The organism is Streptomyces sp. Rer75 (assembly GCF_013414305.1).
In the GTDB taxonomy this organism is placed as follows: domain Bacteria; phylum Actinomycetota; class Actinomycetes; order Streptomycetales; family Streptomycetaceae; genus Streptomyces; species Streptomyces himastatinicus.
The window spans coordinates 1,495,858-1,507,965 of record NZ_CP058693.1 but is presented as its reverse complement, the minus strand read 5'-3'; the positions used below and the strand labels follow the sequence as shown (position 1 = coordinate 1,507,965).

Annotated in this window: 14 protein-coding genes; 7 read left to right on the top strand and 7 right to left on the bottom strand. The window is 73.3% G+C overall.

Annotated elements, in window-relative coordinates; all coding sequences use genetic code 11:
* Nucleotides 1–2: 2 nt before the first annotated feature.
* On the bottom strand, nucleotides 3–818 hold the full coding sequence (locus HYQ63_RS05765; protein WP_179932829.1) for a PhzF family phenazine biosynthesis protein: 816 nt from the start codon (nucleotides 816–818) through the stop codon (nucleotides 3–5).
* A 140-nt stretch (nucleotides 819–958) separates the two neighbouring features.
* Between HYQ63_RS05765 and HYQ63_RS05760 the strand changes: the two genes are divergently transcribed.
* Complete coding sequence (locus tag HYQ63_RS05760; RefSeq protein ID WP_179932828.1) at nucleotides 959–1,621, top strand: PadR family transcriptional regulator; 663 nt, start codon at nucleotides 959–961, stop codon at nucleotides 1,619–1,621.
* A gap of 13 nt (nucleotides 1,622–1,634) precedes the next feature.
* Here the strand turns inward: HYQ63_RS05760 and HYQ63_RS05755 are convergent, their stop codons facing one another.
* Entirely contained in the window at nucleotides 1,635–2,063 is a 429-nt protein-coding gene (locus HYQ63_RS05755) for an SRPBCC family protein (RefSeq protein ID WP_179932827.1), read from the bottom strand.
* A gap of 4 nt (nucleotides 2,064–2,067) precedes the next feature.
* The gene (locus tag HYQ63_RS05750) at nucleotides 2,068–2,685 is read right to left on the bottom strand and encodes an HAD domain-containing protein (RefSeq protein WP_179932826.1); all 618 of its coding nucleotides are present in this window, start codon (nucleotides 2,683–2,685) and stop codon (nucleotides 2,068–2,070) included.
* A gap of 236 nt (nucleotides 2,686–2,921) precedes the next feature.
* Here HYQ63_RS05750 and HYQ63_RS05745 point away from each other — a divergent pair, with 236 nt between their 5' ends.
* Both HYQ63_RS05745 and HYQ63_RS05740 read left to right on the top strand, forming a co-directional pair.
* A complete protein-coding gene (locus tag HYQ63_RS05745) occupies nucleotides 2,922–3,449 on the top strand; it encodes a Clp protease N-terminal domain-containing protein (protein ID WP_179932825.1) in 528 nt (175 codons plus the stop codon).
* A gap of 32 nt (nucleotides 3,450–3,481) precedes the next feature.
* Nucleotides 3,482–4,525 carry a DMT family transporter gene (locus tag HYQ63_RS05740; RefSeq protein ID WP_179932824.1) on the top strand — a complete coding sequence of 348 codons (1,044 nt, stop codon included), beginning with the start codon at nucleotides 3,482–3,484 and terminating at the stop codon, nucleotides 4,523–4,525.
* On the opposite strand, the gene HYQ63_RS05735 is transcribed toward HYQ63_RS05740, so the two are convergent.
* Nucleotides 4,522–5,265 carry a pyridoxamine 5'-phosphate oxidase family protein gene (locus tag HYQ63_RS05735; RefSeq protein ID WP_179932823.1) on the bottom strand — a complete coding sequence of 248 codons (744 nt, stop codon included), beginning with the start codon at nucleotides 5,263–5,265 and terminating at the stop codon, nucleotides 4,522–4,524. The genes HYQ63_RS05740 and HYQ63_RS05735 overlap by 4 nt on opposite strands.
* Before the next feature lie 37 nt (nucleotides 5,266–5,302).
* On the opposite strand from HYQ63_RS05735, the gene HYQ63_RS05730 reads away from it, so the two are divergent.
* Nucleotides 5,303–6,637 carry an aminotransferase class I/II-fold pyridoxal phosphate-dependent enzyme gene (locus HYQ63_RS05730; protein ID WP_179932822.1) on the top strand — a complete coding sequence of 445 codons (1,335 nt, stop codon included), beginning with the start codon at nucleotides 5,303–5,305 and terminating at the stop codon, nucleotides 6,635–6,637.
* Nucleotides 6,638–6,660: 23 nt separating this feature from the next.
* On the opposite strand, the gene HYQ63_RS05725 is transcribed toward HYQ63_RS05730, so the two are convergent.
* Nucleotides 6,661–7,608: a DMT family transporter gene (locus tag HYQ63_RS05725; protein ID WP_179932821.1), complete on the bottom strand. Its 948-nt coding sequence runs from the start codon at nucleotides 7,606–7,608 to the stop codon at nucleotides 6,661–6,663.
* A 74-nt stretch (nucleotides 7,609–7,682) separates the two neighbouring features.
* Here HYQ63_RS05725 and HYQ63_RS05720 point away from each other — a divergent pair, with 74 nt between their 5' ends.
* Nucleotides 7,683–8,588, top strand: coding sequence for a LysR family transcriptional regulator (locus HYQ63_RS05720; protein ID WP_179932820.1), 906 nt, complete (start codon nucleotides 7,683–7,685; stop codon nucleotides 8,586–8,588).
* Between the two features lie 77 nt (nucleotides 8,589–8,665).
* Here HYQ63_RS05720 and HYQ63_RS05715 read toward each other — a convergent pair whose 3' ends face one another.
* Complete coding sequence (locus HYQ63_RS05715; RefSeq protein ID WP_179932819.1) at nucleotides 8,666–9,133, bottom strand: pyridoxamine 5'-phosphate oxidase family protein; 468 nt, start codon at nucleotides 9,131–9,133, stop codon at nucleotides 8,666–8,668.
* Nucleotides 9,134–9,201: 68 nt separating this feature from the next.
* Here HYQ63_RS05715 and HYQ63_RS05710 point away from each other — a divergent pair, with 68 nt between their 5' ends.
* Nucleotides 9,202–9,831 (top strand): cysteine hydrolase, encoded by a 630-nt coding sequence (locus tag HYQ63_RS05710; RefSeq protein ID WP_179932818.1) that lies wholly within the window; start codon nucleotides 9,202–9,204, stop codon nucleotides 9,829–9,831.
* On the opposite strand, the gene HYQ63_RS05705 is transcribed toward HYQ63_RS05710, so the two are convergent.
* Entirely contained in the window at nucleotides 9,818–10,321 is a 504-nt protein-coding gene (locus tag HYQ63_RS05705; RefSeq protein WP_179932817.1) for a Rieske (2Fe-2S) protein, read from the bottom strand. The genes HYQ63_RS05710 and HYQ63_RS05705 overlap by 14 nt on opposite strands.
* 194 nt (nucleotides 10,322–10,515) lie before the next feature.
* Here HYQ63_RS05705 and HYQ63_RS05700 point away from each other — a divergent pair, with 194 nt between their 5' ends.
* Nucleotides 10,516–12,108, top strand: coding sequence for a Re/Si-specific NAD(P)(+) transhydrogenase subunit alpha (locus HYQ63_RS05700; RefSeq protein ID WP_179932816.1), 1,593 nt, complete (start codon nucleotides 10,516–10,518; stop codon nucleotides 12,106–12,108).

Below are 12,108 nucleotides of genomic sequence, written 5' to 3'. Positions count from 1 at the left end.
GTTCAGACCAGCAATTCCCCGTCGATGACCGTGACGGCCCGGCCGGTCAGCAGCGTACGGTCGCCGCGCAGCGTGGTGCGGACCAGCCCGGTACGGGCGGAGGCCTGGAGTCCGGTCAGCTCGTCGCGGCCGAGCCGGGCGGACCAGAAGGGCGCGAGCGCGGTGTGCGCGCTGCCGGTCACCGGGTCCTCGTCGATGCCGACGCCGGGCGCGAAGACGCGCGAGACGAAGTCGTGGCCGGAGGCGGGGTCCTCGGGGAGCGCGGTCGCGATGACGGCCCGCTTGACCAGCCGCCCGAGCGCCGCGAGGTCGGGGGTGAGGGCCCGTACGGACTTCTCGTCGGCCAGTTCCACCAGCAGATCGCCGACCTGGGGGCCGGTGTCCCGGGCCGAGAGGACCGTGGCGCCGAGCGCGTCGGTCACCTCGTCCGCGACCGTGACCTCGGTCAGCGGAGCGGTCGGGAAGTCCAGGGTGATCGTGCCGTCGGGGTCACCGGCCGCGGACAGCACCCCGCTGAGCGTGGCGAACCGTACGGTGCCGGTCGCGGCGCCCGTCGTACGCAGCACATGAGCGGTCGCGAGGGTGGCGTGGCCGCACATGCTGACCTCGGTGGCCGGGGTGAGCCAGCGCAGCGCCCAGTCGGCCTCGGCCCCCTCGGGAAGCGGGTGGGCGAAGGCGGTCTCGGACAGGTTGACCTCGGCGGCGACATCCTGGAGCCAGGTGTCGTCCGGGAAGGCGTCGGTGTCCAGGAGGACGACCCCGGCCGGGTTCCCGGCGAAGGGGCGGTCGGTGAAGGCGTCGACGATTCGTATCCGCATGGTCCCGACCGTAGGCGGCGGGCGGAGCACCGGCCATGGCCAATCCCCGAAGGGTGGACCTCCTTCTGGCATTGCCATCCGATCGGTTCCGATATATCGTTGAGCCATCGTGATGGATCGATAATGAAAGGAGCGTCACGATGAGGCACCACCGTGGACATGAACACTGCGGACCCGGTCGGCGCGACCGGGGTGACTTCGAGGAGCGGCGCGCGGCCTTCGGGCCGTTCGGCCCCGGACCCGGCGGCTTCGGCGGACCCCCCTTCGGCGGGCCTCCGTTCGGCGGTCGGGGCCGTGGCGGCGGCGGGCGCCGCGGCCGGGCGCGGCGCGGCGATGTGCGCGCCTCGATCCTGGCGCTGCTGGGGGACCGCCCGATGCACGGCTACGAGATGATCCAGGAGATCGCCGAGCGCAGCGGGGGAGCGTGGAAGCCGAGCCCCGGTTCGGTGTATCCGACGCTGCAACTCCTCGAGGACGAGGGGATGATCAGCAGCGAGAGCGACGGCGGCAAGAAGCTGTACGCGCTCACCGACGCCGGGCGTACCGAGGCCGAGGCGGGGCCGCAGGCCCCGTGGGAAGAGGCCGGGCGCGGCATCGACTGGGAGGCCATGCAGGAGGTCAGGCAGGCCGGATTCGGGCTGATGGAGGCGTTCGCGCAGGTCTGGAAGACGGGGAGCCCCGAGCAGCGGCAGAAGGCGCTGTCCGTCATCAACCAGTCGCGCAAGCGGCTGTATCTGATCCTCGCCGAGCAGGACGACGAGGACGCCGGAGATGCCGGGGTCGCCGAGGGTGACGAGGGCTGAGAGGGGCGGCGGGCTATGCCACCAGCGCGGCGAGCTTGCGCAGCGACTCGTCCAGCGCCGCGGTCGCCGAGTCCTTGAGCTTGCCTGCCATCAGGGACACCGCCGCCCCCGTGAAGTCGCCGTCGACGCGGACCGTCGTCGCGTCCCCGTCCGGCGTCAGCGCATAGCGCATGCCGAGGTGCACGCCCATCGGGCCCTTGCCCCGGGTGGCGAGTACCCGTCCGGGTTCGTACTCCTCGACGGTCCAGGTCACTTCGGCCGGGAAGCCCATGAGCCGCATGTTCTCCTGGTACGTCGCCGCGGGCTCCGGCGCGGCGGGGGTGCCCTGCGGGAAGCCGGTGTGGGTGACGTTCCAGTCGCCGTACGAGGAGAAGTCGGTGAGCCGGGCCCATACCTTCTCGGCCGGTGCCTCGATGCGTAACTGCGCGCTGACCTCGGCCATGGGGCTACATCCCTTCCGGGCGTCCGGCGGCGGGGCTACGCACCGTAGCCGCGCCGCCCGGAACATTCAATACTGACGAACCGTCAGCTCCCGGTTTCCGTGCGGAGCGCGGCCGCAGCCGGTGCAGGCGGCGCGTCCGGGGCGGGCGCTCCAGCAGCCGGTCGACGTGTTCCCGGCGCAGCCCGTGCGCGGGGTCGATCGGCAGCAGCAGCTGGTCGCGCCGCAGTCGGGACCGGCTCACCAGCCGCTCCGGCATCACGTCGTCCACCCAGGCGAACGGGCGGCCCGCGGCGTACCGCAGGATCGGCGCCCACTTGCGGCCCGAGAAGAGGTCGAGGACCGGCAGCTTCGGATCGTCCGGGCGCGGCACGTAGCCCGTGAACTCCACGACCGGCAGCTGGGGCAGTTCGAGGAGTGGCGCGATATGGCGGTTGGCCTCGTGCTCCCAGGTCGTGGCCCAGACCAGGTCGTAGGTGGATGACAGCTCGCGCAGCCAGTTGGCGTGGGTGACGGAGAGGAGGACGGTGAAGTCGAGGATGTCGTGGGCGGTGAACCCGTCGGACGGCAGGACCGGGTTGAGGACACCGTCGATGTCCAGGAAGAGCAGCGGCCGGGCGGTCATGGGACTCCTTGGCGGCACTGTGTGGCGGAAAGGCGCGGTTGTGAGTGGGGGGACGGCGCCCGGGGCGGCGGCGGTTGCGTGCCGCGGGAGTTTCGAGGGGTTTCGGAGTCGGGAGGAAAACCGGGTTCTCTCCTCCCCGAGGATGATTTCCGGTCATCCGCACCCAACTACCGTGGGATCCGCACATGCTTCCCGCTGAGGACGCTTCGGCCTCAAGGGACTGATGGGGTGAGAGCGTGCGAAGTCCTACCCTTTCCGCTTCCGTCGGCCCGGCCGCGGCCGTATTCGAGAACCGGCTGAGCGAGCGGCTGACCGCCGTGGTCACGGGGGCCCGCCGGCGCGCCGTACGCGACGGGGACCCACACCTCGACACGGCTCATCTGCTGCACACCCTCGTGGAGAACGACCCGCGGGTGTGGGGCGCGTTCGCCGGGGGCCCGCCCCAAGTGGTGCGGCTGCTCGGCTATCTGGTGCAGCGCACCATCGGCTACGGACTCCGGTGGAGCGGCGCGGTCGAGACCTCCGTGACCGGCGCCGGGGACGGGGTGCCCGGCTGGTCCCCGGCGGCCGCGACCGCGATGGCGGCGGCCGCCGGGCGCGCCGCGGCGCGGGGCGCGTTCCTCGCCGAGGGCCCCGACCTCCTCGCCGCGCTGACCTACGACCGGGAGTGCCGGGCCGTGGAGGTGCTGCGGCGGGCCGGGGTGGATGTGGATCTGCTGGTCACGGCGCTGGACGGTGAATCGTGCCAGTTGCAAACGGGGTGACGGTCCTGACATCGGGCTGACATGATGGCCCGATGCACAGCACGCAAGGCCAGCGCCATGGCCAGGGAAGGGGCGTCGGTCTGGGGCTCGCCCTGGTCTCGGCGCTCGCGTTCGGCGGCTCGGGTGTCGCCGCCAAGCCGCTGATCGGGGCGGGGCTCGAACCGTTGCAGGTGACCTGGTTGCGGGTGACGGGCGCGGCGCTCGTCCTGCTGCCGCTGGCCTGGCGCCACCGTCGGCTGCCGCTGCGGCGCCCCGGACTGCTGCTGGGTTTCGGCCTGCTGGCCGTGGCGGGCGTCCAGGCCTTCTACTTCGCCGCGCTCTCGCGCATCCCGGTCGGGGTCGCGCTGCTCGTGGAGTACCTCGCGCCCGCGCTGGTACTGGGCTGGGTCCGGTTCGTCCAGCGGCGGCCGGTGAGCCGGGCGGCGGCGGTCGGCGTCGTCCTCGCCGTGGGCGGGCTCGCGTGCGTGGTGGAGGTGTGGTCCGGGCTGAGCTTCGACGCGCTGGGGCTGGCGCTCGCCCTCGGCGCCGCTTGCTGTCAGGTCGGCTACTTCGTCCTGTCCGACCACGGCAGCGAGGGGCAGGACGCGGCCGATCCGCTCGGGGTCATCGCCTACGGGCTGCTGATCGGCGCCGCGACGCTGACGGTGATCGCCCGGCCGTGGGAGACGCACTGGCCGGTGCTCACGGGGCAGGCCGACCTCGCGGGCGCGCGGGTGCCCGCGGTGCTGCTGCTGGGCTGGATCGTGCTGATCGCCACGGTGCTCGCGTATCTGACCGGGGTGCTCTCGGTGCGCCGGCTGTCGCCGCAGGTGGCCGGGGTGGTGGCCTGTCTGGAGGCGGTCGTCGCGACCGTGCTGGCCTGGGTGCTGCTGGACGAACACCTGGGCGCGGCCCAGGTCGTCGGCGGCGCGGTGGTGCTGGGCGGGGCGCTGATCGCGCAGACGTCGGCGCCGAAGGCGGCGGGGGCGGAGCCGGTGGCGGCGGGGCCGTCCCCCGCCGCGCCCGCGGTCGCCGCGTCCGAGTCGGGGCACCGCCGCGCGGCGGCGGACGAGCCCCCGGAGGACCCTGCCGTCTAGGGGGTAGTGGTCCGGCCCAGCGACGCGAGATAGCCGGGTACGGGCGTGTCCGGCGCGAGGTCGTCCGCGGGAACGGGCGCGCCGTGCGTCCGGGCGACCGGGACCACGCCGGTCCAGTACGGCAGCGCCATGTCCTCCGGTTCGTCGTTGGGGCCGCCGGTGCGCATCTTGGCGGAGACCTCGTCGAGGTCGAGGCGGAGCACGGCGGTGGCGGCCAACTCCTTCGCGTTCGCCCGGCGGGAGTCGGCGGCCCGGCCCGGCACCACGTGGTCCACCAGCGCGTCGAGCGCGGCCGCGCGCTCGGCCTCGTCCAGCACCTGACGGGCGGTGCCGTGCACCACCACCGAGCGGTAGTTGATCGAGTGGTGGAACGCCGAGCGGGCGAGCACCAGACCGTCGACGTGCGTGACCGTGAGGCACACCGGCAGCCCCGGGTCCTCGTCGCCCGCCATCCGCAGGGGGCGCGAGCCGGTCGAGCCGTGGACGTAGAGGCGGGACCCGGCCCGGGCGTAGAGGGTCGGCAGGACGACCGGGGCGCCCTCGCGTATGAAGCCCAGGTGGCAGACGTACCCCTCGTCGAGGATCGCGTGCACCACGTCCTTGTCGTACGAGGCGCGTTGCCGGGCGCGGGTCGGGGTGGTGCGGTCGGTCGCGGCGTAGGCGGTGCCGTCCGGCTCGGCGGGCGGGGCAGCGGACGGCTCGGCGGGCGGCTCGGCGGGCGGCTCGGTGGTCGCACTCATTTGCGCTCTCCCATTGCACTAGTGCAAACTGTGTTTTGTGCTAGGAGAATATCCGATCGAAGGGCGTGGCGCAGCGGAGATTGCGGCCAGCGTGGAGCGGGCGGTCGGCGCCGGGGCGCTGCCGCCTGGCCAACCGCTGCCGCCGCAGCGGGAGTTGGCCACGCGGCTGGGCGTCAACCCGAACACCGTCGCGGCCGCCTATCGCGTCTTGCGCGAGCGCGGCGTGATCGAGACGGCGGGCCGCCGGGGGACCCGGGTGCGGGCGCGCCCGGCGAGCACACCCCGCGAGTGGCTCCGGGTCGAGGCCCCGGGCGCGCGCGACCTCGCGACCGGCAACCCCGACCCCGCCCTGCTGCCGTCGCTCGGCGCGGCCCTCGCGGAGGCCGCGGCGCACGCCGCGGCCGCCCCCACGCTGTACGGCACGCCGGGGGTCGCCCCCGGCATCGGCGAGTCGGCACGCGCCGCCTTCGACGCGGACGGCGTGCCGGACGGGCCCATCGCCGTCACCTCCGGCGCGCTCGACGCCATCGAACGCGTCCTCGCCGCCCATCTGCGGCCCGGTGACGCGGTCGCCGTCGAGGACCCCGGCTGGGGCAGTGCGCTCGATCTGATCCCGGCGCTCGGGCTGCACACCGTTCCCGTCGGGGTGGATGACGACGGGCCGCTGCCGGAGGAGGTGGAGCGGGCGCTGCGCCAGGGGGTGCGGGCGCTCGTCGTCACCGACCGGGCGCAGAACCCGACGGGTGCGGCGGTGAGCGCGGCGCGCGCCCGCGAGCTGCGCGCCGTCCTCGCCGGGCACCCCGGCGTGGTGCTCATCGAGGACGACCACGGCCACGGCATCGTGGACCTGCCCCTGCACCCGCTCGCGGGCAGCACGGACCACTGGGTGCTGGTCCGTTCCACCGCCAAGGCGTACGGCCCCGATCTGCGCCTCGCGGTGCTCACCGGCGACACCGTCACCCTGGACCGGCTGCGCGGACGGCAGCGCCTCGGCCCCGGCTGGGTCAGCCATCTGCTCCAGGATGCCGTGACGCATCTGTGGCGCACCGGCGCGGTGGACGTGGCGACCGTCGCGGCGTCGTACGACGTGCGGCGCGACGCCCTGGTGAGGGCGCTGCGGGAGCGCGGAGTCGCCGCGCACGGGCGCAGCGGGATGAACGTCTGGGTGCCGGTGTCCGACGAGACGGGCGCGGTGGCCCGCCTGTTGTCCTCGGGCTGGGCGGTCGCCCCGGGCGCCCGGTTCCGGGTGGCCTCGGGTCCGGGCCTGCGGCTGACGGTCTCTCCGCTGCGCGCCGGTGAGGTGGCCGGGCTCGCCGACGCCGTGGCGTCGGCGGTGGCGCGGGGGCCGGCCCCGGCGGGGCGGGTGGACTGATGGGGGCCGTGCTTCCCGGGGGTTTACCGGCGCTGGGTGAGAGCCGCGCCGACAAGGATGATCAGGGCGCCCACCGGCGTGTTCCAGTTGAGGTGTTCGCCGAGGATCAGCACGCCCGCCGCCGTGGCGATCACCGGGACGAAGTACGTCACCATCATCGCCGTCGTCGGGCCGACCTCCGCCACCAGGCCGTACTGGATCAGGAAGGCGACACCGGTGCCCAGGGCGCCGAGGGCGAGCACCGAGAGCAGGGGGAGGAGGGGATAAGAGCCGGGGGCCGGGGCGGCGAGCGGGGCGGCCACCGCGAGTTGGACGGTACCGAGCAGCAACTGGCCGGAGGACATGGCCAGATGGGAGTTCCCGGTACCGGCGAGCGTGTGGCGCACGTAGGCCCAGCCGATCGCGTAGCTGAGCGAGGCGATGAGCGCGAGTGCCGTGCCCACCGGGTCCTGGCCGGAGAAGCCCTGCCAGGCGCCCAGCACGATCAGGACACCGGCGAAGCCGAGGCCCAGGCCCGCGACGCGCTGCCGGGTCGGGCGGTCGTCGGAGACGACGGCCACCGCGACGACCATGCCCCACAGGGGCGAGGCGGCGTTGCAGATCCCGGCCAGGGTGGAGGGGATGGTCGTCTCGGCGTAGGCGAAGAGCGAGAACGGCAGGGCGTTGAGGAAGAAGGCGGCCACCGCCAGATGGCCCCACACCCGGGCCCCGCGCGGCAGCCGCTCCCGCTTCGCCACCAGGACCGTGAGGAGGACGGCCGTGCCGAACACCATCCGGCCGAGCGTGACGTACAGCGGTGCGAACGCCTCGGTGCCCACCTTGATGAACAGGAAGCTGAAGCCCCAGACCAGGGCGAGCACGCCGAAGCGGATCCGCCAGTCGAGCAGCCGCCGTGGGCGGGCGGCTGGCGCGGCGGGCTGCTCGGCGGCGGGGGAGGGCGCCGCGGTGGTCGCGGAGGTCATGGCCTTCATGGCGTCTACATTGCGGGCTACAACTTCTTAGAACAAGCGAGAATTCATGTGCGTTATCGCGTAGCATTGCTTACATGAATCTGGATCGCCTGCGCACTTTGTACGCCGTGGCCCGGCACGGTTCCGTGAGCGGCGCAGCCGAAGGACTGCATGTGACCACCTCGGCCGTCTCCCAGCAGCTCTCGAAGCTGGAGCGGGAGACCGGGCAGCAGCTGCTCGCCAAGAACGGCCGCGGGGTGCGCCTCACCGACGCCGGGCGGCTGCTCTCCGACCACGCGGCGCGGATCCTGTCCCAAGTGGAGCTGGCCCAGGCAGACTTGGAGGCCCAGCGCGGACACGCCGTCGGCGAGCTGCTGCTGGGCGCGTTCCCGACCGCCGTCCGCGGCCTCTTCCCCGCCGCGCTGGAGCGGATGCGGACCGAACATCCGCAGCTGCGCGCCCGGTTGCAGGAGATGGAGCCGGACGAGTCGGTGCCCGCGGTGGTGCGCGGCGACATCGACCTGGCGGTCGTCCTCGACTGGTACAACAAGCCCCTGCCGGTGCCCGGCGGGCTGGTCAAGGCGGCGCTGCTGGACGACCTGGTGGACGTGGCGATGCCCGCGGACCACCCCTTCGCCGACCGCTGCGCGGTCGAGCCGGAGGACTTCGTGGACGACGAGTGGGTGTCCTGGCCCGAGGGCGGGTTCTGCTACGACTGGCTGATGGTGACCCTGCGCGGCAAGGGCATCGAGCCGCACATCCGGCACACCGCGCGGGAGCACCAGACCCAGCTCGCGCTGATCGCCTCCGGGCTCGGGATCGGCGTCATCCCCCGGCTCGGCCGGGGTCCGGTGCCCGAGGGCGTGCGGATGGTGCCGGTGAGCCCGCCCACGATGCGCCGGCACGTCTACGCGATCTGGCGCGCCGACGCCGACCGCAGGCCCTCCATCCGCGCGGCGGTGGACGTGCTGCGGTCGGTGGGGGAGAAGATCGTCGACTGACCGGCAGGCTGGGCGCGTACGGCGCGCTCAGGCTGTCGTACGGTACGGCAGCTCAGGCTTCGTACCGTACGGCGCGCTCAGCCCTGGGGCAGCTTGCGGAAGTCCCAGGAGCTGACCGTGTCCGGGGTCAGCCGCAGCCACGCGTGGCGCCCGTCGTGCGGCATGGCGTCAAGCCCGAAGTACTTCGCCGCGAACATCCGCTCCGGCGCGTCGAGTTCGGGACACGGCGCGCCCGAGCGCGGGGCCTCGCCCACGAAGACGGCCTCGCCGCTCAGCTCGGCGCCGCGCAGTTCGCCGTAGTCGTGCCCGTCGTCGACGATCACCGCGAGCCGTGGATCGCGGCGCAGCTCGGCCCAGCGGCGGCTGCGGGTCAGGGAGTAGAGCCACAGGGCCGTGCCGTCCCAGGCGAACCACAGCGCGCTGATGTGCGGCCGCCCGTCCGCGGACACCGTCGCGACCCGGCAGGTGCGCTGTTCGGTGAGGAAGGCGTCCAGCTCGGCCGGGGTCATCATGATGCGGCGTCCCCGCCGCTGGGTGACGGTCATCCGCACAGAATCGCGACTCTTCCTTCCAAAGGCAATGGCCGTTACCCTCCCGGCGCTAGGAGGCCGCCGTGTCGCTGTCCGAACTGCTCCGCCCCGAGGGCTGTGCCCTGCTCACCGTGGAGTGCCAGCGCGGCGTCGTGGGCCCGGGCAGCGCACTGCCCGAACTCGCCGCCGAGGCCCGGGAGTCCGGCGCGCTCGGGCGTGTCGCCCGGCTGGTGTCGGCCGCCCACGACACGCGCGTACCGGTGCTGCACGCGGTGGCCGAGCGGCGCGCCGACGGGCGCGGCGCGAACCGCAACGCGCCGCTGTTCCGGGCCGCCGAGCGGCTGCCGGTGCGGCAGCTCACCGGGAGCGAGGCCGTACGGATCGCCGAACCGGTCCCGGTCGGCGCGGAAGATCTGCTGGTGCGGCGGCTGCACGGCCTGTCGCCGCTCGCCGGGACCGGCGTGGACGCGCTGCTGCGCAACCTGGGCTGCCGCACCCTGGTCATCGTCGGCGTGTCGGCCAATGTGGCGATACCCAACGCCGTCTTCGACGCGGTCAACCTCGGCTATACGGCCGTGGTGCCCGCGGACGCCATCGCCGGGGTGCCCGCCTCGTACACCCCGGCAATGGTCCGTCACACCCTCGCCCTCGTCGCGACCGTCACCTCGACCGAGGACGTGATCGCCTGCTGGCAGGCGATCAGGCCATCTTGATCGAGGTGCCCTCCACCTTGATCTTCGCGCCGGGCAGCGCCTTCGTGGCGGGCCCGCCCTTCGGGCTGCCGTCGCTGATGTCGAACTTGCTCTGGTGGCACGGGCAGTTGATGGTGCCGTCCGACACGTCGCCGACCGAGCACCCCTGGTGGGTGCAGATCGAGGAGAACGCCTTGAACTGCCCCGAGGACGGCTGGGTCACCACGACCTTGTGATCCTTGAAGACCATGCCGCCGCCCTCGGGGATCTGGGAGGTCTTGGCCAGCTCCATGCCGCCCCCGCCCCCCGACGTGTCGCCTCCCGCTCCCGCCGCGCCCGACTGCCCGGCCCCGGCCGACTCCTGTGCGGAACCGGCGTTCTGCGAGTCGCCCGACCCGCCGCCGTCGTCCTTACCGCAGGCGGTGAGGGCGGCGGCCAGCCCGGCCGCTCCGGCAGCGGAGACGACGGCGCGACGGGTGGTGCCCCATCCGGTGGTTTCCGGCTGCGTCATGGTGGTGCCTCCTGATCCAGGGACGTTTCGCTTCCATACGCGGCCCGGCGCTCCAGCGTTCAACCGTCGCTCGGCCTGTTGTCGATCCGGGCAGGGTCGAACACGAGGGGATCCGGGCACCGATGGAGGGACAGGCACGCGAAGCGCCGGGCGGACGGGCCCGGCGCCGGGACGTCGACGGTGAGAGGAAGACGATGGCCGCACCGGAACCGGAACCGGAAGTGCAACGCCGGAGGATCGGAGTACCCGCCGAGTCCACCCCGGGCGAGACCAGGGTGGCGGCGACACCGGCCACCGTGGGCCGACTCGCCGAGCTGGGGTACCACGTGATCGTCGAACCGGGGGCGGGAGAGGCGTCGCGCTTCTCCGACGCGGCCTACGAGGAGGCGGGAGCCAGTCTCGGGGATCCCTGGTCGGCGTCGGTCGTCCTGAAGGTCAACGGACCCTCCGGCGAGGAGATCGGGCGGCTGCGCGACGGGGCGACCCTGATCGCGCTCATCGGCCCCGCGCTCCACCCGGAACTGGTCGAGGAGCTGGCCCGGCGGCCGATCACCGTACTGGCCATGGACGCCGTCCCGCGCATCTCGCGCGCCCAGTCCCTGGACGTCCTGAGCTCGATGGCGAACATCGCCGGATACCGGGCCGTGGTCGAGGCCGCGCACGCCTTCGGCCGCTTCTTCACCGGTCAGGTGACCGCCGCGGGCAAGGTGCCGCCTGCCAGGGTGCTGGTGGCCGGGGCCGGGGTGGCCGGACTCGCGGCGATCGGCGCGGCGCGCAGTCTCGGCGCCGTGGTCCGCGCCACCGATCCCCGGCCCGAGGTCGCCGAGCAGGTGCGCTCGCTGGGCGGGGAGTTCCTGGAGGTGCGGCCCGAACAGTCCGCGCCGTCGGAACAGTCCGCACAGCAGGTCAGCGCCGACGGTTACGCCAAGGCCACCTCGGACGACTACAACCGGCTCGCCGCGCGGCTGTACGCCGAGCAGGCCGCCGACGTCGACATCATCATCACCACCGCACTCGTCCCCGGCAGACCGGCGCCGAGGCTGATCACCGCCGAGGACGTGGCGCGCATGAAGCCCGGCAGCGTGATCGTCGACATGGCCGCGGCCCAGGGCGGCAACGTCGAGGGAACGGTCGCCGGGAAGGCGGTCGTCACCGGCAACGACGTGACGATCATCGGCTACACCGACCTGCCCGGCAGGCTCCCGGCCCAGGCGTCGCAGCTGTACGGCACCAACCTCGTCCACCTGATGAAGCTGCTCACCCCCGGCAAGGACGGCCGGCTCGTCCTCGACTTCGACGACGTGGTGCAGCGGTCGATGACCGTGGTCCGCGACGGCGAGAAGACCTGGCCGCCGCCACCGGTGCAGGTGTCCGCCGCGCCCACGCCCGCCGGGGCCCCGGAACCCGCCACACCTCCCGGCCCACCGGCCGGGCCCACCCGGTCCGCGCGGTCCGACTACGCCCTCGTCGGCGCCGGAGCGCTCGCCCTCTTCCTGGTGACCGCCTTCTCACCGCACCAGCTCATCGGCCACTTCCTGGTCTTCGTCCTGTCGATCGTGGTCGGCTTCTACGTCATCGGAAAGGTGCACCACGCGCTGCACACCCCGCTGATGTCGGTCACCAACGCGATCTCCGGGATCGTCGTGGTCGGCGCGCTGCTCCAGATCGGGCACGCGAACACCGCCGTCACCGTGCTGTCGTTCGCCGCGATCCTGCTGGCGAGCATCAACATCTTCGGCGGATTCGCCGTCACGCGCCGCATGCTCGGCATGTTCTCGAAGGGCTGA